We start from the raw sequence: 22,592 nt of genomic DNA on the forward strand, positions 1-22,592 counted from the left end.
ACTATTTAAATTTTAATTGACTAAATATTACTTTTTTTTGCATAAAAATGCAATCTAAATTATTAGACAACGATATTTTAGCTTGATTTTTAAGCTAAAAACCCGGCTCCTCAACTTTTTTTATTGTCGTTATTTTAGTGTTGTATCAAGTTGTTTGTATAATTATCAGTACTTAGAATTATAAAAAACATGAAGATTAAATAATAATGTGAGATATATGACCATATACTTAGTTCAAAAACCCCGTTCCTCAACTTTTTTTTAGATTTATATAATGTTATTAATTTTGATTATTAATGATTGGGATGGTAGGACCAAGAAATTTAGGTTCTTTGTTCAGGATGTAAAGATCAATAAAAGCACTTACTCGTGCAAACATCTCTCTAATTCGAACTAACTTCATGCTTTTGGGGGCAGGGACAGCAAAACATTGAGCTTGAATACCTTGCGCTAACGCAATAAACATTGCTCGTTCACAATGGAATTCTTGAGTAATAATAGTAAATTCATCTGCATCAAAGACTTTATTTGCACGAACAATTGAATCGAAGGTTCTAAATCCAGCAAAATCTAACACAATGGCATCTTTAGGGATGCCTGCTTTTATGAGATCTTTCTGCATCATAATGGGTTCGTTATAATTTAATTGCGCATTGTCTCCACTAAGCAATAAATAATCAACTTTACCTTGCCAATAGAGATCAATCGCACCATCTATTCGGCTGCGATAAAAACCATTGATTCCGCCATTTTTTACATATTTAGATGTTCCTAATACAACACCAATTGTTCGGTAGGGAAGTTTGTTTTCATCGTGATAAATGTAAGGTGCTGTCTTATAGCTTATCCAAAAGTCGAGTCCAATTACTAAGGCAAGTAGTAATGAAAAAAAAGCAATAAAATAAGCAATAAGTTTTTTTAACTTCATACTAAAACCAATCAAAAATAAATACCATTATTGGGAATAAAAATGGTGCTGTTAATGAGGTCATAATACCACATAAAACTAGAGATAGGGAGCTATAAGCCCCTTCGTTATAATTGACTTCAATACAACGCGCTGTACCTACAGCATGAGATACTGCACCAATTGATAATCCTCTTGCTGAAGGGGTTTTTATTCTAGCAACGTTCAATAATTGATGACCAAAAATACCGCCTAGTGTTCCAACAAGTATTACGCATAATGCAGCGATTGATTGAACGCCACCCTCATTACCAGCGATGGTGACCGCGATGGCTGTTGTCACTGATTTAGGTAATACTGATGCAGCAATTTCTTTACTACCCCCTAACCATAATGCAATAAACACACCGGTTACCATAGACGCTATGGAGGCAGTGAAGGTGATAATCATGATTGACTTCCAACGGGCTTTTATTTGTGGAATGAGTTCATATAAAGGATAAGCCAAAGCAATGACAGAGTAAGGAAGTAGATCGTTAATAATTTTTACGTTTTTAATATATTCAACATACTCGGTATTTGTTATTAATAAAATAGGGATTAATACAATAACCGAAATGACTAATGGGTTAAATAACGGATTTTTAATTTTAAATGAGATTCTTCTAATAATTAAAAAAACCAAAACGGTTAATGGTAGCATCCATATCATGATTGGTTCTCCCTATTATCGGAGGTTTTAACGACTTTTTTATGCAGATGTTCAGTTAAAAAAGCGGTTAAATATAAGACAATAACTGAACCACCAACACTAGCAAAAATTATCGGTATCCAATTATCTAAGAGTAATGAATAATTATCCATTATCCCCATCGCCGCAGGAATAAAGAGTACCGTCATGTATCGCATGAAAAGATTACAGCTATTTTTTATCCAACACGTTGGTATTAATTGAAAAGTTAATAAAATGAACAAAATCAATAAACCAATAATACTTCCAGGGATCATGATTGGTAAGATTGCAGATACGACATTTCCTGCCCATAAGCAAATGGTTAGGATAATCAAGCCTCGACCGTAGCTAAATAGTGTGTAGTATAAAGAATAAAGTCGATGCTTAATGGTTGCATGTTTGGCTAAAAAGTGTTTCATAAATTAAATGCTAATTGTTTAAAACTTAAATTATGATTACCAATTCTATAGTAAGAGATGGCATTGTACTTTGAACAGGCGTATATGATACGCCCGTAACATTTAATTATCCAACTAAATAATGACAATATTGATATAGTTGTTTTAGTAATGCCAGCTTTTCAGGTTTTTGTATATAAATCTCAGCAAGTTGTTCAAGGGTTTGCATATAATCTTGAACTTTAGTTGCATCTAGTTTGTCACGACAATGATCTTGCCAGATTCGTAACTCTTGTTCAGTTAACGTTTCTGGATAGTTTCTAGCTTTATAACGAAACAGTAATTTTGCTAATCTTGGATCATCAAAAGTTAACGATAAACTATCTAATAATTGGGGGGGAGTAGTTCGAATCGTTTCACAATTTAATAAATCATTTCCATTTAAAAAGCCTGCATATATTTGTGCATCGACATCATTATTGTTATTTGAGTATTCATTATCCATGCCAAATAGTTCACGCATTTTACTTTGTAATAAACTTTGATTTTCCAGTAGTTTTTGTTGATTTTCTAAGCATTTTTGTTTATCAAGATCGAAACGTTTTGCATTATCGGGTAATAGTGTGCTCAATGGCGCAATGATTGGGCATTTGTTAATATGAATTAGTTTTAATGGGATACGTTGTTCATCAACATCAAGATCTTCAGTTTTAGTGTAGAGTTTCTCTCGAATAGTTTCGACTGGTAAATTAATCAGTGAATCGATATCTCCAGTAAGATCACAAACAATCACTGCATTTTTTTGATTTGCGTGCCATGCAATAGGGCTAACTAATGACATGTTACCGCGATAACTACCTAACATGCCAGAAACGTGAATTATTGGCGTCATGTTGGCAATATCGATAAGCTCGACAACTTTATTTTTATTACGTAGTGTGAAGAAGTAATTGAATAACTTTGGTTGTACTTGCTTAATTAATTTTGCCATCGCAATGGTGGCGTAGACATCAGACATAGCATCATGCGCATGTTCATGTTTAATATTATTAGCTTTAGTGAGATCTTCTAATCGAAAACTAGGGAAACCAGATTCATTTATTGGCCAATTAATCCCTTCCGGTCTTAATGCATAACAAGCTCGGACGACATCTAGTAGGTCCCATCTTGAATTACCGTTTCGCCAACTATAAGCATAAGGGTCATAAAAGTTACGGTATAAGATGTTGCGAGTCACTTCATCATCAAAACGAATATTATTATAGCCTAAGATACACGTGTTAGGTTGGCTAAATGCTTCATGTATTTGTTTGGTGAATTCGGCTTCACATATACCTTGTTGATTTGCTTTTTGTGGCGTTATTCCAGTTATTAGCACAGCTTCAGGATTGGGAAGATAATCTTGGGCTATTTGACAATAGATGACTAAAGGTTCTTCAATAATATTAAAATCACTGTCAGTTCGAACACCAGCAAACTGAGCAGGGCGATCTAAAGCTGGATTTATGCCAAAAGTTTCATAATCGTGAAAATAAAAGGTTATCTGCTGTGAATTATTTTTCATTATTCTATAATTTTTTGTATTTAAATTTATTAAATCAAGCTGTTTTGTTTATCGGCTTTAGGATGATATTTAAGTCTGATATTGAAAAATATTAACTAAATATCGATAGTTATATATTTTATATTATATCAGATTTAATGAGAGTAATGTGGGATAAAATATAATTATTGGAAGATAAGCTCAAATAAAAAAGTGAATATAATAATATATTCACTTTTCTAATCCTCCTAAATTAGTAATAATTATCGAGTTCTTTTAGAAATATTTTTAACTCTTCTATCCATAATTCAGCATTCATGGTTGTACCATGGCCTCGGGTCTTAACACTTGCTGGAATTAGATAATATTTAGCAGCAACAACATCCTTGAGGGCTTTTTCCATTAAACCTGTGTTTGGTGGATTTCTTTCATCATCTTCTGAATTGATAACTAACATAAATGCTTTAATTTTTGTTAGCTCTTTTGTTGGATCAAAGTTTCTGGCAGCATCCCATTGATATAAAAAATCATTCGCGTCCATTGTTGTTCGTTCTTTTAACTTATTTGCTAATATTTCTTCTGTTTTCTGGGTGTTATAAGCGTTATTTTGCCAGGCAATATCACCTCCGTTAGTCGCGATATCGTAATAATTATAAACAGTTTGGAATTTTTCAGGTTGTTTGCTATAAAAGCCATTATTCCAATCAGGATCGTCTTTAATTGAATTAATGATCATCTTTCTCATTATCCAATTTCGACTAGACATTGGCGCAGGGGTTGCTGCCATTGCAATTGCTGCTTTCATGTAATTAGGATACATAGTTACCCATTGCCATGTATTCATTCCACCCATCGAGTTACCAATAATAAGTTCAAGATGATCTATATTTAAACCTTTTTTCAAAAGTAGGTATTGAGCATTAACCATGTCGGTATAATCATAATGAGGAAAGTTTCCTTTCAAACCGTCAGAGGGTTTCGAAGATTGACCTGTACCAATAGCATCAGGCAATATTATGAAATATTTTTCAGCATCCAACGGCATTCCTTTATCGAATAAGGCATGACCAAAACTGTCATTAAGCATTGAATCTCCATTGCCAGTTGTGCCATGTAAAACTAATACTGGCTTTCCTTTAGGGTCGCCGATAGTGACATAATGAATTTTCAAATTTTGAATTGTGTTACCATCATTAAATTTAAATTTTTCAATAATATAATCACCTTCTTTTCGGTTATAGAACTCGGAACAATATCCTTGCGATGCGAAAACAAGAAAAATAAAAAATAGTAGCGCTTTTTTTATATTATTCATATGTGGCTCTCTCCTTCATAATTACGTTATGAATCATATGTGTAAGAGATAGGATAGGAAGGTAATATTTACGTTGAATGAATTTTTTCCAACGTTAGTTTCTATAATAATTTATTAAATGATAGTCATCCAATAAAAATACGTTTATTTACATTAAATAATTAAATTTGAATATGAATTTTAAGTATAAACGGAAAGTTCTTTAAGTTAGTAAAAAGGGAATTATCAATTCCCTTTCTTGAAGTTATTTAATAGAATTTTTAGTCTTTGGGTGCGCTTTCGATGATATCAGCTAGCTTTTCGAGAGTTAATCTTAAGAACCTTGGCATAGCTTCGATTTCAATCGAGTCCATCAAGTTTTTCACATAGAGCCCTAATTCAGTATCGCCTTCAACAATGAGTCGACGTTGAAAGAATAATGTATCAGGATCTTGCCGTCTAGTTGCTATCATTATTAAGTCATTGGCATTGCCGATGAAGCTTACATCAGGTATTTCTTCGCGGCTAACCACAAGTTTGTTATCAATTAAGCTGACAAACCAGACTAATTGAAGATCGATAACTTGGATTTTGAGCCAACGATTTTCTAAAAAATCTAGCTCGCCATCTTCAAGTGAATGTTTGAATTGCAATTGTAATAATTGTTCAATAGCTCTTTTTTTAAGGCTAAAGGGTATACATTGTAATGTCATACCCAACATTTGTGGCGCTTTATCGACAAATTGTGAATGAATTCTTCCTAGAAATTGGTGTTTATTGCCAATCATTTACGCATCTCCAGAGATCATCTTCTCATAAATATCTAAATCGGTATTTAGATGCTCGAAAACTTCTTCACTAACTTCATCACGAACTTTCATTTGAAGTAATGCGGTGCGCTCCGCCCCAATTGCGACTAAACGCATACGTCTTTCTAGATTTTCAGCTTCAAGAGCTTTTTGTTCTAAATCTTTTAAGCCAGTTCGACGTCTTAATGAACCTATAACACGTGAACCAACTTCGTGGATAATTTCTTGATCTAGGCCTTCTTCAGACGTTTCTTGTAAAAGGCTAGTTTGCATTTTTTCAAGACTAACGATAGCTTCTTCAGCCATTTGTCCTTTTACGGTTAATATTTCGTTGTCTTGTTCGGAGTTATCCAAGATCACACTACCTCGTAATAAAATTGGTAACATGATAATAGCGGATATTAATGATACTAATATAATACCAGCAGCAATAAATACTAGTTGATATCTGCCCGCAATGGTTATTGGAATAGATAATACACCGGCTAGTGTTATCGCTCCGCGGACACCAGCAAAAGTAGATATCCATAAATCACGTGTGGTATATGAATTAAATGCTAATGGACGCTTTGTGCCAAATGGCATTGTTGGCATTTTTTTCATAGCCCAAAGCCAAGCAAATCGAGTGCCCATTAATACTATAAAAACAAACAATACAATTAAGCATAGTTGCCATAATTCAATTGATGCATCGGTTTGGTTTTCAGCAAATGTATTTTTTAAAATACTTGGAAGCTGAATACCTAATAGAACAAAAACAAATCCATTGAATACGAACGTTAACATTGACCATGCACTATCAGATTGTAAGCGAGTTGTTAAAGGTGCATTACGCATCATTCCTGAGTGGTTAACTGTCATACCAGCACTTACTGCAGCTAAAATACCGGAACAGTGACATTCTTCAGCAATGATATAAGCGGCAAATGGTAGTAAGAATAATAGTACGATTTGGATTGCGGGATCATTGTTTGTTAGTTGGTTTATTTTACGCAAAATACGAGCATATAACCAAGTGAATATCACCCCAACAGCTAATCCACCTAAAGCAACCACAAAGAAGGATATACTGATTTGTAATAAGTTGAATTCAAATGCACCCGCTGCAATTGCAAGTGCAAATTTTAAGGAAACAAGGCCAGAAGCGTCATTCATTAAGGCTTCACCTTCAATGATTTCCATCTTCTCTTTTTCAATTCGTCCTTTACCGACAATACCACTAAGTGCGACGGCATCGGTAGGTGATAATACTGCTGCTAATGCAAATACGGCTGGCATTGAAATATCTGGTAGCATCCAATGTAGTAAGTAACCCAGAGCAACAATTGATATAACCACTAGAACCAAGGCTAGCCCTACAATTTCTCGTACATTATGGACAAAATCTTTTACAGAAGTTTTACGTCCATCAGCAAATAGTAAAGGAGGAATGAACAATACAAGAAATAGGTCTGAGTTAAACTCTAAATAAATACCTAATGCGGCAAGAATACTACCTAGTAGTATTTGCATTAGAGGCAATGGGATCTGTATTGGTAACATTTTTATAATGACACCAGAAAGTGATACAATTAATACTATTAGTAATATTGTTGAAAATAGTTCCATAGCTACTCTTTTAGTTATCCCATATATAGTTATCTATTATATAGGATTTTTAAGAATATTTCAGGTTAAAATTGTATAAAATCACTCAAATTTTAAGCAATCTCTATTATTGATCAAAAAAAGTAATAATTTAATTGATGGGCAGGTTAGATGGAAAATTGGCGAAGAGCATTTGTATTACATACCAGAACATACAGTGAAAGCAGTTTGCTAGTCGATTTATTCGTTGAAAATGTTGGGAAAATAACCATTTTAGCAAAAGGTGCTAGGCGTAAACGCTCTGCATTAAAAGGTGTTTTACAACCTTTTACTCCACTAATTGTTCAATATTCAGGTCATGGAGAAATAAAAACTTTACGTCAAGTTGAGGCTGTTTCCCTTACTTTACCTCTTGTTTCTGTTTATTTATATAGCGCCTTTTATTTAAATGAACTATTACACCGTGTTTTAGTCGCCGAAACCGAAATAACTACGTTGTTTGATGATTATCTAGCAAGTATACAACAATTAGCCCAACAAGTTCCTGCTGAAAACGTGTTACGAGCATTTGAATTGGCCTTACTTGAAAATTTGGGCTATCACGTTGATTTTTTTCATTGCAGTGCAACAGGTGACGATATTGTTGAATCTATGCATTATCAATATATTTCAGAAAAAGGTTTTATTTGTAGTTTGTTACAAAATAGTACCGCTTTCACTGGTGAAGAAGTCTTAGCTTTAGGGAAAAGGCAATTTCACAATATCGATACACTTAAAGCGGCAAAACGTTTTACCAGGATGGCGTTAAAACCTTATGTTGGTGCAAAACCATTTAAAAGTAGAGAATTATTTTTAAAAATATAATTTGTCTTTTAACTTAATTTAAAAGGGACTTTATGTAAAATGTATCAGATCTATTCCGTCAACAATGTTGACGGAAAGATGATTAATCATAAATTAATAAACCGGAGGTTTGGCATAATTACCATTATCAGCAGGAAAAGCATTTGGACTTAATTTTTGATAGTTTCTACTATTATCTTCTAACTGAAATATTGCCGTGCCTATTACACCTATATTTGTTGCTGAACCTTCACTATTATGATTAGCATAAGCACTAGAGCTGTCAGAAAAAGTAAAAGCAGCTACTTCATTATTACTTTTACGGAAGCCTTCAATCACAAGTGTGTCATGTGGTCTTAAAATATAGCCATTGTTTGATAATGAACCAGCTTTACCATTAATAACGTCTAATCCATCAATAGTTGCTACAATTTCATAGGTATTAGAAGAGTAATTACGATAGAATAATCGGTAGCTTTGTCCTACTTTACCTTGTAACTTAACGTTGTTATTTTGCTTAGTTAATGGCCATTTTTTGCCACGATCATCAAGGAAAGTCATACCAACTCTACCATTATTCAACATAACTTCTGAAATTGCTTTTCCATTATATTGATGTGCTGAATAATTGATAGTAATAACATCAATAGGGTAAAAACCGGTACGTTTCATACTTACTTGTTGAACATGCGATTCAATGCCATCTCCCCATTGAGTCCCTAAGCTTTTATTAGCACTTTCTGTATTAGATGATGCAACATCACTATTACGATGAGATTGGCATCCAGTTACAATTAAAGTTAATAAAGATAAAATAGCGATAAAATATTTTGTATGCATTACTTTCATATTCCTTTATATATTATGTAGTTAAACATATTTATCTTAATACATTATGTTATTATATATAATATTTTTTTACTGGCTATGTTTTATTTCAGCTATTTATAATTAATTATGACTAATTAAGTGTTATTAAATTATTATAATAAAATCTGTGATAAACCCTCGATATTCTATTTAAAATCCTTAAGATAAGTGGTAGTATACACAACTATTTTTTATGTACGCATGTGCGCTTTCGTGTGGCGCACCACTGTTATAAGGATTTATTATGCCAATTATTACTCTTCCTGACGGAAGTCAACGTCAATTTGATAAGCCTGTTACTGTTTTAGAAGTTGCTCAAAGTATTGGAGCTGGTCTTGCCAAAGCATGTATTGCTGGGCGAGTAAATGGTGAACGTAAAGATGCTTGTGATTTAATTGAGCAAGATTCAACTTTATCTATTATTACATCAAAAGATGAAGATGGGCTTGAAATAATTCGTCACTCTTGCGCTCATTTGTTAGGACATGCAATTAAACAACTTTGGCCAAATACGCAAATGGCAATTGGTCCAACGATTGATAACGGCTTTTATTACGATGTCGATTTAGATCACTCTCTAACTCAGGAAGATCTTGATGCTTTAGAAAAGCGTATGCATGAATTGGCTAAGAAAGATTATGAAGTTATAAAAGAAGTAGTAAGTTGGGAACGTGCTAGAGAAGTATTCTGGGAGCGTCATGAACCATATAAAATTGCTATTTTAGATGAAAATATTCCAAAAGATTCTACTCCTGCACTTTATCACCATGAAGAATATATTGACATGTGCCGCGGGCCACATGTGCCGAATATGCGTTTTTGCCATCATTTTAAATTACAAAAAATTGCTGGAGCATATTGGCGGGGTAATAGTGATAATAAAATGTTACAACGTATTTATGGCACAGCATGGGCTGATAAAAAACAACTTGATAGTTACTTACAATTTTTAGAAGAAGCAGCTAAGCGAGACCATCGTAAAATTGGTAAACAGCTAGATTTGTATCATATGCAGGAAGAAGCACCAGGTATGGTGTTTTGGCATAACGATGGCTGGATTATTTTCCGTGAACTTGAGGTTTTTGTTCGCACTAAACTAAAAGAATACGATTATCAAGAAGTGAAAGGTCCATTTATGATGGATCGGGTTTTATGGGAAAAAACAGGTCATTGGGGTAACTATAAAGAGTTGATGTTTGTTACTTCATCTGAAAATCGTGAATACTGTATTAAACCGATGAACTGCCCAGGGCACGTTCAAATTTTCAATCAAGGTTTAAAATCTTATCGCGATTTACCACTAAGAATGGCTGAGTTTGGTAGTTGTCACCGAAACGAACCGTCAGGCTCATTACATGGTTTAATGCGTGTTCGCGGTTTTACCCAAGATGATGCACATATCTTTTGTACTGAGAACCAAATCCGCAGTGAAGTTAATAACTGTATCAAAATGGTCTATGACATGTATAGCACATTTGGTTTCAAAGATATTACTGTTAAATTATCAACTCGTCCTGAAAAACGCATTGGTAAAGATGAAACTTGGGACTTAGCAGAGAAAGATTTAGCAGAATGTTTAACTGAAAATGGTATTGAATTTGAGTATTTACCTGGCGAAGGTGCATTTTATGGGCCAAAAATTGAATTTACGCTTCATGATTGCTTAGGCCGTGCATGGCAATGTGGTACAGTCCAACTCGACTTTATGTTACCAGAAAGATTAGATGCAACTTATGTAGGTGAAGATAATGAACGTCATGTTCCAGTTATGATTCACCGAGCGATTTTAGGTTCGATGGAACGTTTTATGGGAATTTTGACTGAAGATTGTGCAGGATTCTTCCCAACTTGGTTAGCACCATTACAAGTTGCCGTTATCAATATTACCGATAATCAAGCTGATTATGCGAAACAATTAACCAGCCAATTACAAAAAGTTGGTATTAGAGCAAAAGCAGACTTGAGAAATGAGAAAATAGGGTTTAAAATTCGTGAGCATACTCTAAAACGTGTTCCTTACATGTTTGTTTGTGGAGACAAAGAAATGGAATCAGGAACAATTTCAGTTAGAACACGCCAAGGTAAAGATCTTGGTAGCTTTGAAGTGAAACATGTTATAGAATTATTGCTTAATGAAATTCATAGTCGTTCATTAGAACAGATGAATTAATGATAAATTACTTTGGAGGAATGAGATATTAAAGTCAGTAAGCGAATTCAGTCAACACGCGCGCACAAAATTAACGATGAGATTACAGCTCGCGAGGTGAGGTTAACCGGCGTCGATGGTGAACAGCTCGGTATTGTTAGCTTAGATGAAGCTTTAAAACAAGCTGAAGAAGCAACGTTGGATTTAGTTGAAATAAGTCCTAATGCAGAGCCACCTGTTTGTCGAATTATGGATTATGGCAAATTCCTCTATGAAAAGAGTAAAGCAACAAAAGAACAGAAGAAGAAGCAAAAGGTTGTTCAGGTTAAGGAAATTAAATTCCGACCTGGTACAGACGAAGGCGACTATCAGGTAAAACTCCGCAGCCTGATACGCTTTCTTGAAGATGGCGATAAAGCCAAAGTTACGTTGCGTTTTCGTGGACGTGAAATGGCTCACCAACAGTTAGGTATTGAAATGCTTGACCGCATTAAAGAAGACTTAGCTGATTTGGCGGTTATTGAATCTTATCCAACTAAGATTGAAGGTCGTCAAATGATTATGGTGTTAGCGCCGAAGAAAAAGTAATGGTTTTCCAAGTTAATTTTTAGTTTCTGAAAATTACACCATTATTTTATTTTTATTAACAATGCGAAGTGGAAATTTATAAAATGCCTAAAATTAAAACTGTAAGAGGCGCAGCAAAGCGCTTTAAAAAAACAGCTTCTGGTGGCTTTAAGCATAAACAAGCTAACAAGAGCCATATCCTAACTAAAAAATCAACTAAGCGTAAACGTCATTTACGTGGTTTGACTACTGTGTCAAAAGGCGATTTAGGTTTAGTAGTGGCGTGTGTTCCATACGCTTAATTATTGATTAATTTTTTAGAGGATATAGTTTATGGCTCGTGTTAAACGTGGTGTTATTGCTCGTGCACGTCACAAGAAAATTTTAAAACAAGCAAAAGGGTATTATGGTGCTCGTTCACGTGTATATCGTGTTGCTTTCCAAGCAGTAATTAAAGCAGGACAATATGCTTATCGTGACCGTCGTCAACGTAAACGTCAATTCCGTCAATTATGGATTGTACGTATCAATGCTGCTGCTCGTCAATGTGGTCTTTCTTATAGTCGTTTCATCAACGGTTTAAAGAAAGCTTCAATTGAAATCGATCGTAAGATCCTTGCAGATATTGCAGTATTTGATAAAAATGCATTCGCTGCATTAGTTGAAAAAGCAAAAGCTGCACTTTAATAGCTTTATAAGAGCCGAGTTATCTCGGCTTTTATGTTTTATAAAAAGATTATTTAAGAGTTAATTATGAATTTAGTTATTTTTCGTTTCTTTTTTAGCTTCAATAATGCTATTCGTTCGTGAGGCAAATAAAAAACGAAAAATAATTATAAAAGCCTCAGAAGAGGCTTTTTTTATGTAATAAACAATAAGCAGGAGAACTGTATGTCTCAATTAGTTGAACTGGTAAGCAATGCCAAATCCGCTATTGAAAATGCTAATGATATTAATACCATAGAACAAATTCGAGTGGAATATTTTGGTAAAAAAGGCTATTTTACAATGCAGATGGCTTCTTTACGTGATGTTCCCGCTGATGAACGCCCCGCTGTAGGTCAGAAAATTAATGATGCTAAGCAACAAGTTGTTGAGTTATTAAATCAGAAGCGTAACTTTTTAGAGCGTCAGGCTCTTAATGCAAAATTAGCAAATGAAACAATTGACATTACATTACCAGGTAAGTCGCTAGAATTAGGTGGTTTACATCCAGTTACTAAGACAATTAATCGTTTAGTTGAATTTTTTGGAGAACTGGGCTTTGTTGTTGAGACTGGACCAGAAATCGAGGACGATTATCATAACTTTGATGCATTAAATATTCCTGCTCATCATCCTGCACGTGCTGATCACGATACATTTTGGTTTGATGCAAAACGTTTATTACGCACACAAACTTCTACAGTTCAAATAAGAACAATGGAAAATCAAAAACCGCCAATCCGAATCATTGCTCCAGGTAGAACTTATCGTAATGATTATGATCAAACGCATACGCCAATGTTTCACCAAATGGAAGGGTTATTGATAGATAAAAATGTAAGTTTTACCCATTTGAAGGGGTTATTGCATGATTTTCTTCATTGTTTTTTTGAGGATAATATGGAAATTAGATTTAGACCTGCATATTTTCCATTTACAGAACCTTCAGCAGAAGTGGACATCAAGGCTAAGAATGGCAAATGGTTAGAAGTTTTAGGATGCGGTATGGTTCATCCTAATGTATTACGTAATGTTGGAATAGATCCTGAAATATATAATGGTTTTGCCTTTGGTATGGGAATTGAAAGGTTAACTATGTTGCGTTACGGTGTCACTGATTTGCGTTCTTTCTTTGAAAATGATTTACGTTTTTTAAAACAATTTAATTAATTCTGGAGATCAAAACATGAAATTTAGTGAAAGTTGGCTACGTGAATGGATCAATCCAGAAATTAGTAGCGAAATGTTAGCCGATCAATTAACCATGGCTGGACTAGAAGTCGATGATGTTGAAAAAGTTGCTGGTGATTTTTCAGGTGTCGTTGTTGGAAGGGTAGTTGAGTGTAAACAACATCCTAATGCCGATAAGCTCCGTGTAACTAAAGTCGATATTGGCAAGCCTGAATTACTGGATATTGTTTGTGGTGCACCAAATTGTCGTCAGGGTTTAACTGTTGCTTGTGCAACAATTGGGGCTGTTCTACCAGGTGATTTTAAAATTAAAGCCGCTAAATTACGTGGTGAACCTTCAGAAGGTATGCTTTGTTCTTACTCTGAATTAGGAATATCTGAAGATCATAGTGGCATTATTGAATTGCCTGATGATGCACCTTTAGGGCAAGATATCCGAGAATATCTAAATCTTAATGATGTTATGATTGAGATTAGTGTTACGCCTAATCGGGCTGATTGTTTTGGTATCATTGGTGTTGCCCGAGATATCTCTGCAGTTAACAATATTCCAATGAAACAACTTAATATTGAAAGTGTTCCAGCAACTATTGCTGATACTGTGTCAATTGAAATAAATGAACCTAAGGCTGCGCCACGTTATCTTGGTCGAGTAATAAAAAATATTGATGTTAATGCAACAACACCACTTTGGATGAAAGAGAAATTACGCCGTGGTGGTATTCGCTCAATTGATGCCATTGTCGATATTACTAATTATGTGTTATTAGAATTAGGTCATCCGATGCACGCATTTGATTTGGCACAAATCGATTCAGGAATTATTGTTCGTTATGCTCATCAAGATGAAAAACTTGTTTTATTAAACGGGAATGAAGTCAAACTAAACGATAAAACACTCGTTATTGCCGATCATCAAAAAGTATTAGCAATGGCTGGTATTATGGGGGGAGAAAAATCTGGCGTAACAACTTCCACAAAAGATATCTTCCTTGAATCAGCTTTTTTTGCACCATTGGCAATAACTGGTAAAGCTCGTGAATATGGTTTACACACTGAAGCTTCTCACCGTTATGAACGTGGTGTTGATCCTTATTTACAATTATCTGCTATGCAAAGAGCAACTCAATTAATTGTTGATATTTGTGGTGGTGATGTAGGTCCTATCTCTGAAATTACAAACGAAAAAGAGCTTCCTTCTCAAGCTACAATTCAACTACGTAGACATAAAGTGGATCAAATTATAGGTTATGTAATTGAAACTCAAAAAATTACAGACATTTTAGTTAGATTGGGCTGTGAAGTTTCTTATAATGAAAATGTTTGGACTGTTAAATCACCAAGTTGGCGATTTGATTTGCAAATCGAAGAGGATTTAATTGAAGAAGTTGCTCGAATTTATGGCTATAACAATATTCCTAATGTGAATCTGAAAATAGAATCTGTAATGAAGCCAAAACCTGAAAATATAGTCCCTTTGTCTAGAGTAAAAAATTTATTAGTAGATAAAGGTTATCAAGAGGCGGTGACTTATAGTTTTGTTGATCCTAAAATTCAACAACTTCTTCACCCAGAGCAGCATCATATTACATTACCTAATCCTATTTCGAGTGAAATGTCTGTTATGCGTTTATCATTATGGTCAGGGTTATTAGATGCTGTAATATATAATCAAAATCGTCAACAATCTCGGATGAGATTATTTGAAACTGGCTTACGTTTTATTCCAGATGATTCATGTGAATTTGGTGTTCGCCAGGAATTGATGCTTGCTGGTGTTCTTACTGGCACTCTTTATGAAGAGCATTGGTCATTACCTAAACAAAATATTGATTTTTATGATTTGAAAGGGGACTTAGAGTTACTATTTTCTCTTTTAGGTTGTAATGAAAAAATTGTATACCAGAAATCAGAGCTTGATGCATTACATCCTGGACAAAGTGCTGCTATTTACTTAAATGGCGAGCTTATTGGTAATTTTGGTGTTTTACATCCAGAAATTGAAAAAAAATTATCTTTAAATAGTAAAACGCTTGTTTTTGAAATAAATTTAGATAAAATTAATGATAAAAGAGTACCAGTTGCTCATGAGTTATCTAAATATCCGTCTAATAAGCGAGATATTGCTGTAGTTGTATCTAACACAATACCAGCAGCAGATATTATTTCTGAGTGTAAACATGCTGGTGGTGAACAACTTGTAAGAGTTAATTTATTTGATGTATATCAAGGTGAAAACATAGATAAAGATCAGAAAAGCCTTGCTATCAGTTTGATTTTACAAGACAAATCACGTACACTAGAAGAAGAAGATATAACAAACATTGTAAGCAAGTGTGTTATTGCTTTACAAAACCGTTTCAATGCCCTATTAAGAGAATAATAATTATGACATTAACTAAAGCTGATATTGCAGATCGTCTTGCCGATAAATTTGATATTGATCGTCAAGAAGCTAAAGTCCTAGTTGAACTTTTTTTCGAAGAAATTCGTGTTGCTTTAGAAAAAGGTGAACCTGTTAAACTGTCTGGATTTGGTAATTTCGCTGTTCGTGATAAAAATTCACGACCAGGTCGCAATCCAAAAACAGGCGAAAGTGTTGATATCTCAGCTCGTCGAGTTGTCACATTTAGACCAGGTATTAAATTTAGAGAACGAATTGAGAAAAATTTAACTCTATAGTTAAACATTTTTTAAATTTCGTTTGATATGTAATAGCCTTTCTGTTGTTATTACAAGACAGGAAGGTTAGTTCTTTTTTCGTTATAAATATTGTAATAATTTGTTAATTAAAGCATAATAACGCCTCTTCAATGGAGGCTCTATGGGTCCTCTTGCAACATTTTTTTGCTCATCAGGTCAGGTCCGGAAGGAAGCAGCCAAAGTAAAAAATATGTGTGTGGGATGTGGCTGATAGGGTCTCCTCCAAAATTCTCTAAATTAATATTGCTATTAACTTACCATTGTCTTTAATGGCTATTAAATAGTCACTTAATTTATCCTTTCAAAATTTCATATTAAAGAGGTTGTAGAGATGCAACATTTTTGCGATCATATATCAAATTTTATTTATCTTCTTAAGTAAAATTATTCATATTAGAAAAACAGTAATGAGGAATTATTTATGATGCGAGTTGGATTATTTATCCTAACTAACTTAGCTGTTATGTTTGTATTTGGTATTATTTTAAGTATTTGTGGCGTTGATGCTCATAGTACATTAGGATTACTTATATTTGCAGCTATATTTGGTTTTGGTGGGTCTTTTATTTCACTTCTTTTATCTAAAAGAATGGCTTTAAGTTCTGTTGGTGGGAAAATAATTACTAATCCTCGCAACGCTCAAGAGCAATGGCTTTTAGATGTAGTTAATCGTCAAGCAAATGAATTGAAATTAAAAACACCACAAGTTGCGATTTATCAAGCAGAAGATATAAATGCTTTTGCAACCGGAGCAACTAAAAATAATTCTCTCGTAGCTGTTAGCTCGGGTCTTTTAGCCGCTATGACTCAAGATGAAGCGGAAGCTGTAATTGGACATGAAATGAGTCACGTTGCAAATGGTGATATGGTGACAATGGCACTTTTACAAGGTGTACTTAATACTTTTGTTATTTTCATTTCACGAATTTTTGCTTCAATCGTAACAAAAGCTTTGGAAGATAGAAGTGAAGGATTATCTACTTTTGCTTATTATTTCATCGTAATGATTTTTGAAACTGTATTTGGTATTTTAGCAAGCATCATTGCTATGTGGTTTTCACGTTATCGAGAGTTTCATGCTGATGCAGGCTCAGCGAAATTAGTAGGGTCTACTAAAATGATTGCTGCTTTAGAAAAATTAAAATTGAGTCATGAGCCAAGTGAAGAAGCATCAATTTTGGCATTCTGTATTAATGGTGAGAAGAAAGCAAGATTTTCTCAACTATTCTTATCTCATCCACCTTTAGATAAACGTATTGAAGCATTGCGTAATCAATCTAATATTCTTTAATAAATAATATTTAAAAACTTCAATGGCAAATATTAATTGTATTTGCCATTTTTTGATTAAAATTTAATATACCATCCTAATATTTTCTCAGAGAATCTCTCATGTATAGGCAACACACTACTAAATTAGAATTACTTAGCCCCGCAAAAAATATAGAAATTGCAAAAGAAGCTATCTTACATGGAGCTGATGCTATTTATATTGGCGGTCCTCAATTTGGTGCTCGTCATAATGCTGGTAATTCAGTAAGTGATATTGCTAAACTAGTAGAATTTGCTCATCATTTTTACGCTAAGGTTTTTGTAACTTTAAACACAATTCTTCATGACAATGAGCTTGAAGCTGCAAGACAACTAATTTGGCAATTATATAATGCTGGTGTGGATGCTTTGATAGTTCAAGATATGGGAATATTAGCTATGGATATCCCACCAATTGATTTACATGCTAGTACCCAAATGGATATTAGAACGCCAGAAAAAGCTAAATTTCTTTCCGATGTAGGTTTTTCTCAAATAGTTTTAGCGAGAGAATTAAATTTAACCGAAATAGCAAACATACATCAACAAATTGATGCAAATATTGAATTTTTTATTCATGGCGCATTATGTGTTGCATTTTCTGGTCAATGTTATATTTCTCATGCACAAACGGGTCGAAGCGCTAATCGAGGCGACTGTTCTCAAGCTTGTCGATTGCCATTTACATTAAAAGACGAACAAGGTCGCATCGTCGCTTATGAAAAACATCTTTTATCAATGAAGGATAATAATCAGTCTGATAATTTAATAGAGTTGATACAAGCCGGAGTGAGATCTTTCAAGATTGAAGGCAGATACAAAGATTTGAGTTATGTTAAAAATATAACCGCATTTTATCGTAAAAAATTAGATAATATTTTAGAAAAAAACACAGATTTTGTTGCTGCATCGAGTGGCAAAACTGAACACTTTTTTACCCCGGATCCAAATAGAACATTCCACAGAGGATCTACCGATTATTTTGTTCGAGGTAGACAAGCCAATATTGGTGCATTTGATTCACCCAAATTTATTGGCTTAACAATTGGTGAAATTATAAAAATTACTAAACAATCTATCGTAATAAAATCAGAACAAGCGTTAACTAATGGTGATGGATTAAATGTTTTAATCAAAAGGGAAATTATAGGTTTTAGAGCTGATAAAGTAGAAAAAATTGGTAATAATCATTATCAAGTATTTCCTAATGAAATACCTAAAGCATTATATTCTATAAAATTACCTTATCAAATTAATCGCAATTTAGATCATAATTGGCAACAAATTTTATTAAAAGAATCTTGTTGCCGTCGTATCGGTGTAACATTTAGGCTTAAAAATATAGCAAACGGTTTGGAGTTAATTGCATCGAGTGAAGAGGGTAGTTGCGTTAAAATTGAATTGAAAGGCCCATTTGAGTTAGCTAAGCAACAGGATAAAGCTCTCAATAATATAAGAGATAGTTTATCTAAGTTAGGTCAGACAACCTATTATTTAGCGGAGTTAATTATAGATTTAAACCAAGCTTATTTTGTTCCCAACAGTCAATTAAATCAGTTAAGACGAGATATTATTGATAAATTAACTCTAGAGCGATTAAATAATTATCGAAGAAATATTCGTAAACCTCAAGTAAATCCAATACCGATATATCCTGAACAACAATTAAGTTTTTTAGCTAATGTTTATAATCACAAAGCTCGTGAATTTTATGCTCAACATGGTGTAAAACTAATCGAGAGTGCATTTGAAGCTCACGAAGTTAAAGATGACGTTCCTTTAATGACTACAAAGCATTGTCTAAGATTTGCATTTAATTTATGTCCAAAACAAGCTAAAGGGATTCAAGGAGTTAAAACTAAAGTAACACCAATGAAATTAATTCAAAATAATAATGAAGAATTAATTTTAAAATTCAACTGTAAAGCTTGTGAAATGCAGGTTTGGGGCAAAATCAAAAAACATATTTTAAAAATCCCAGTACTTGGTAGTGAAGTTATTTTACTGACAAATAATAATTAACATGTTGATTATTAGGAATTTATATCTAATTAATAAAAAATATTAGCGATAAATAGTAATGCAAAAGGTGTTATTTTAGTTCGTAATAATGTTATTGTTTAACATAATATAGATTATTTGAACTTTAATATTATGATTTTATTAAATATAATTAATTAGGTAAGTAATAATTGAAAATAAGTGATAAATCCTATAACAAATTAATATACTGAGTTACTCAACACAACGCATTTCACATTATGTATACTAAATTAATTTAACTAATAAAATCAATAGATTGATTGTTTATTTTAAATAAACTTAAATTACTTAAAAATGTATCTACATTATCTTTCCATATCGTTATCTTTTTCGTTATCTTTTATTTGTCTGATCGATTTTTTATTTGCCACATTCTGCTTAGCAGTTTGAAGTAGTTTAGCAAAGCTCTCATCTTGTGATAGTTTATTTTCATCTTTATTAATTTCATTTTGAATAGATACAGATGGTAAACCTTTATCAATCTTGGAATCATAAATTTTTTCTTGTCGATTATAAACGGTTAATGATTCAATTTGCGTTGATTGACTTAGTTTATTCGCATTAACGGGTAAAGCTTCAACAACTTGATCATGCACATTTTTAGGAACATAGCGTGGGATACGTCCTTGTTTTAAAGCCTTTTCATAACGAATATTAACACTTTGCCAACTTACCTCTTTTGGACAAATATGAATCAATACATCAATGCTATAACCATTATTTTTTAAGTCATTAATTTTTTTTTCTGCTTTATTTATATTTTTGAGTGTGCCATCAATAATAATATTATACTTGGCATCAATAGCTCGTTTTTGTATTTCTTCTTTGATTTCACTTGCAAATTGATGTGTATATTCTGAAGATTCTTTGCCATATTTTTCATACAATGTTTTGTAGTTTGGGTGACGTTCTCGATAAGAATCTAAGTCAATAATTAGAATATTATTACTGTATTCAGTTTGAAGTTTATTTGTAAAGGTAGATTTACCAGCTCCTGGTTGTCCACCTACAACATAAGCTTTGGGGTTTTGTTGTGATGTCAATTCGGGTTGTTCTATATGAATATCAATCCATATGTCATTAACGATATGATTCTTTTCTTGATTAGATACATGGGATAATTGTTCATTGTTTTTCATATTAATTACTTATATTTATTTTCGATTAACTGGAAAAATTTTAATGCAGCTTCATAATCAATTTCTGCATAAGAAGTATCTGCAATTTTTTTTCTAAATTCTCTTAATTTTTTAATATCTTCTAACATATCTGATGTATATTCATTGCCATAGCCTTTTGCTTTTGAAATGCAAATTCGAACACTGTTATACATTTCTTCCCATAAAAACTCTTTTTCGTCAAAAGTCGCCATAAACTTTTCCTTTTCTGTATTAAATTTATAAACAGTTTAGATTATAGAATATATTTTTAATGGCGTCCAAATGAAAAGGCTCTCTATGCTTTCCTTTCCACTTGGAAGCCCTCCAAAATTTGGTTATAATTCAGCCGTTAATATCACCAAAACTACTTAAGGAGTGCGGTATGCGAGACCAAAAAGAACGAGTTTACAGTATTGAAAGATTGACTAAAAATGAATTCAGACATGCTTTGGCGGTAAATTTAATTACACAAGAACAACATGATAATTACCTCCAGGAGCTCAATGAATTAACATCATATATTTATGAAAAGTATAAAGATGACCCAAGTTTTTATCCTGATGATTGGGATAAGATAAATAATTACTATGAAAAAATTGTAGCCTTAGATTTTGTACGTGCTCGAACTAAAAATAATTTAGAGCTAATTTGGCTAATTGAGATGTAATGATGAAGCTTGATAATTTAGATAATCTCTTTGAGCAGATAGAGCAGACAGCCAAAAATCAGAAGGTTTCAAATTTTGACCCCACCAATGTCAATCACCCTAAAAATCCCTATACCCAAGAAGTGTATCAAGCAGAAGATTTATATGAAATAGGTCATCAAAAAGGGTTTTCAGAGACCCGTTGGTTGACTGAAGATGAAATACTAACTCATAATTTGCAGATAAAACCGGATGAAAAAAATAACTTTTTTGAAAGTGATTTATATATAGATAATGAGTATTATGAAAATATTAAATTTTATAATGTAGAGCAGCTGGATAAAGCTTCCTTTGATAAACTTCCACCAGAAATTAAGCCTGAAAAACAGTGGCAGGAAAATTTAAAAGTCGAGCAATTTATAGCAAGTCAGGGGGTTAAGGTGTTACATAACAGCGCATCAAATCCTCGTTATTATCCCAAATCACATACCATCCATATGCCCGATAAATCCCAGTATGAGACTGCTGAAGGATACTATAACGATATCTTTCATGAAATCGGACACTCAACCAGTCGGGAATTAGACAGAATACCGAAAACAAATGAACAGAAAAGATTATTTACACCCAGAGATGAATTAGTCGCCGAAACATCGGCGATGAAACTTTGTAATTTAACGCAAATTGCATCGAATAAAAATAATAATTTAGCTTATATTAAGTTTAATTTAGCTAAATTTGGTGACGATAAAAATGTTCAAAAAGCAGAGTTAAGCAAGGCATTAACTGAGTCGGATAAAGTATTGGCATTAACCAAAAGTAAATATTTAACGGCTAAAAAACAGCTCACGACAATATCAAGTAAAATGTTAAATCAGACATTAGATACTCCAGGGAGAAATTTAGCAGAAAAATCTATTATTAACCAGAAAACAATATCGCAAGACATGGAGCTGGGAGATTAAACGATAAATTATCGTCATAATTACTTAATCGGAACTCACTCTTTAATTTTTATACACATTGATATTTACTTTTTATGTTAATAATTGAATAGTGTTGATAATGTCAATAGCAAAGAGAAGATCGCAGTCACGCAGTGAACTATCGACAACCCACCAAGTTTTATACTT

At 33.1% G+C, this 22,592-nt stretch carries 22 protein-coding genes and 1 other RNA gene; 13 read left to right on the top strand and 10 right to left on the bottom strand.

The features are described 5' to 3' along the window. Window positions 1–280 precede the first annotated feature (280 nt). The 7 genes from A9G07_RS03880 to A9G07_RS03910 all read right to left on the bottom strand — a co-directional run bounded on the left by A9G07_RS03880 (window position 281) and on the right by A9G07_RS03910 (window position 7,292). A complete protein-coding gene (locus A9G07_RS03880) occupies window positions 281–928 on the bottom strand; it encodes an ElyC/SanA/YdcF family protein (RefSeq protein WP_065734101.1) in 648 nt (215 codons plus the stop codon). A 1-nt stretch (window position 929) separates the two neighbouring features. Continuing rightward, a complete protein-coding gene (locus A9G07_RS03885) occupies window positions 930–1,619 on the bottom strand; it encodes a CidB/LrgB family autolysis modulator (protein WP_065734102.1) in 690 nt (229 codons plus the stop codon). Then, entirely contained in the window at window positions 1,616–2,059 is a 444-nt protein-coding gene (locus A9G07_RS03890; protein ID WP_081303336.1) for a CidA/LrgA family protein, read from the bottom strand. The genes A9G07_RS03885 and A9G07_RS03890 overlap by 4 nt, the downstream gene beginning before the upstream one ends. A gap of 106 nt (window positions 2,060–2,165) precedes the next feature. Continuing rightward, a complete protein-coding gene (sbcB, locus tag A9G07_RS03895) occupies window positions 2,166–3,602 on the bottom strand; it encodes an exodeoxyribonuclease I (RefSeq protein ID WP_065734103.1) in 1,437 nt (478 codons plus the stop codon). Between the two features lie 232 nt (window positions 3,603–3,834). Continuing rightward, entirely contained in the window at window positions 3,835–4,896 is a 1,062-nt protein-coding gene (locus A9G07_RS03900; protein WP_065734104.1) for an alpha/beta fold hydrolase, read from the bottom strand. Between the two features lie 260 nt (window positions 4,897–5,156). After that, window positions 5,157–5,663 carry a ubiquinone anaerobic biosynthesis accessory factor UbiT gene (gene ubiT, locus A9G07_RS03905; RefSeq protein WP_065734105.1) on the bottom strand — a complete coding sequence of 169 codons (507 nt, stop codon included), beginning with the start codon at window positions 5,661–5,663 and terminating at the stop codon, window positions 5,157–5,159. Further along, window positions 5,664–7,292: a Na+/H+ antiporter gene (locus tag A9G07_RS03910; RefSeq protein WP_065562106.1), complete on the bottom strand. Its 1,629-nt coding sequence runs from the start codon at window positions 7,290–7,292 to the stop codon at window positions 5,664–5,666. 150 nt (window positions 7,293–7,442) lie between these two features. Between A9G07_RS03910 and recO the strand changes: the two genes are divergently transcribed. Further along, entirely contained in the window at window positions 7,443–8,135 is a 693-nt protein-coding gene (recO, locus tag A9G07_RS03915) for a DNA repair protein RecO (protein ID WP_065734106.1), read from the top strand. 93 nt (window positions 8,136–8,228) lie between these two features. On the opposite strand, the gene A9G07_RS03920 is transcribed toward recO, so the two are convergent. Further along, window positions 8,229–8,954 carry a hypothetical protein gene (locus tag A9G07_RS03920; protein WP_081303337.1) on the bottom strand — a complete coding sequence of 242 codons (726 nt, stop codon included), beginning with the start codon at window positions 8,952–8,954 and terminating at the stop codon, window positions 8,229–8,231. Between the two features lie 274 nt (window positions 8,955–9,228). Here A9G07_RS03920 and thrS point away from each other — a divergent pair, with 274 nt between their 5' ends. From thrS to A9G07_RS03970, 10 genes are all read left to right on the top strand, one after another. Next, complete coding sequence (gene thrS, locus A9G07_RS03925) at window positions 9,229–11,154, top strand: threonine--tRNA ligase (RefSeq protein ID WP_065562103.1); 1,926 nt, start codon at window positions 9,229–9,231, stop codon at window positions 11,152–11,154. 27 nt (window positions 11,155–11,181) lie between these two features. Then, entirely contained in the window at window positions 11,182–11,721 is a 540-nt protein-coding gene (infC, locus tag A9G07_RS03930) for a translation initiation factor IF-3 (RefSeq protein WP_065562102.1), read from the top strand. Window positions 11,722–11,804: 83 nt separating this feature from the next. Next, window positions 11,805–12,002, top strand: a complete 198-nt coding sequence (rpmI, locus tag A9G07_RS03935; RefSeq protein ID WP_034882133.1) for a 50S ribosomal protein L35 — start codon at window positions 11,805–11,807, stop codon at window positions 12,000–12,002. Window positions 12,003–12,033: 31 nt separating this feature from the next. Further along, the gene (rplT, locus tag A9G07_RS03940; RefSeq protein ID WP_024496189.1) at window positions 12,034–12,387 is read left to right on the top strand and encodes a 50S ribosomal protein L20; all 354 of its coding nucleotides are present in this window, start codon (window positions 12,034–12,036) and stop codon (window positions 12,385–12,387) included. Window positions 12,388–12,591: 204 nt separating this feature from the next. Beyond that, complete coding sequence (pheS, locus tag A9G07_RS03945; RefSeq protein ID WP_065734108.1) at window positions 12,592–13,575, top strand: phenylalanine--tRNA ligase subunit alpha; 984 nt, start codon at window positions 12,592–12,594, stop codon at window positions 13,573–13,575. Between the two features lie 16 nt (window positions 13,576–13,591). Continuing rightward, window positions 13,592–15,979 carry a phenylalanine--tRNA ligase subunit beta gene (gene pheT / locus A9G07_RS03950; RefSeq protein WP_065734109.1) on the top strand — a complete coding sequence of 796 codons (2,388 nt, stop codon included), beginning with the start codon at window positions 13,592–13,594 and terminating at the stop codon, window positions 15,977–15,979. Between the two features lie 5 nt (window positions 15,980–15,984). Continuing rightward, window positions 15,985–16,278, top strand: coding sequence for an integration host factor subunit alpha (locus A9G07_RS03955; protein WP_034882129.1), 294 nt, complete (start codon window positions 15,985–15,987; stop codon window positions 16,276–16,278). A gap of 141 nt (window positions 16,279–16,419) precedes the next feature. Next, an RNA gene (ffs, locus tag A9G07_RS03960) (signal recognition particle sRNA small type) lies at window positions 16,420–16,515 on the top strand. A gap of 205 nt (window positions 16,516–16,720) precedes the next feature. Further along, window positions 16,721–17,590, top strand: coding sequence for a protease HtpX (htpX, locus tag A9G07_RS03965; protein WP_065734110.1), 870 nt, complete (start codon window positions 16,721–16,723; stop codon window positions 17,588–17,590). Between the two features lie 101 nt (window positions 17,591–17,691). Then, window positions 17,692–19,632 carry a peptidase U32 family protein gene (locus tag A9G07_RS03970; RefSeq protein ID WP_065734111.1) on the top strand — a complete coding sequence of 647 codons (1,941 nt, stop codon included), beginning with the start codon at window positions 17,692–17,694 and terminating at the stop codon, window positions 19,630–19,632. 326 nt (window positions 19,633–19,958) lie between these two features. Here the strand turns inward: A9G07_RS03970 and A9G07_RS03975 are convergent, their stop codons facing one another. Together A9G07_RS03975 and A9G07_RS03980 are read right to left on the bottom strand one after the other, a co-directional pair. After that, entirely contained in the window at window positions 19,959–20,792 is an 834-nt protein-coding gene (locus tag A9G07_RS03975) for a zeta toxin family protein (protein ID WP_065734112.1), read from the bottom strand. Between the two features lie 5 nt (window positions 20,793–20,797). Then, window positions 20,798–21,025, bottom strand: coding sequence for a hypothetical protein (locus A9G07_RS03980; RefSeq protein ID WP_065734113.1), 228 nt, complete (start codon window positions 21,023–21,025; stop codon window positions 20,798–20,800). Between the two features lie 170 nt (window positions 21,026–21,195). On the opposite strand from A9G07_RS03980, the gene A9G07_RS03985 reads away from it, so the two are divergent. Beyond that, a complete protein-coding gene (locus tag A9G07_RS03985; RefSeq protein ID WP_065734114.1) occupies window positions 21,196–21,480 on the top strand; it encodes a hypothetical protein in 285 nt (94 codons plus the stop codon). Then, entirely contained in the window at window positions 21,480–22,424 is a 945-nt protein-coding gene (locus A9G07_RS03990) for a zincin-like metallopeptidase domain-containing protein (RefSeq protein ID WP_065734115.1), read from the top strand. The genes A9G07_RS03985 and A9G07_RS03990 overlap by 1 nt, the downstream gene beginning before the upstream one ends. The last annotated feature ends 168 nt before the right edge of the window (window positions 22,425–22,592 follow it).

It is taken from the genome of Gilliamella sp. wkB72 (assembly GCF_001693745.1).
GTDB lineage: Bacteria > Pseudomonadota > Gammaproteobacteria > Enterobacterales > Orbaceae > Gilliamella > Gilliamella apicola_E.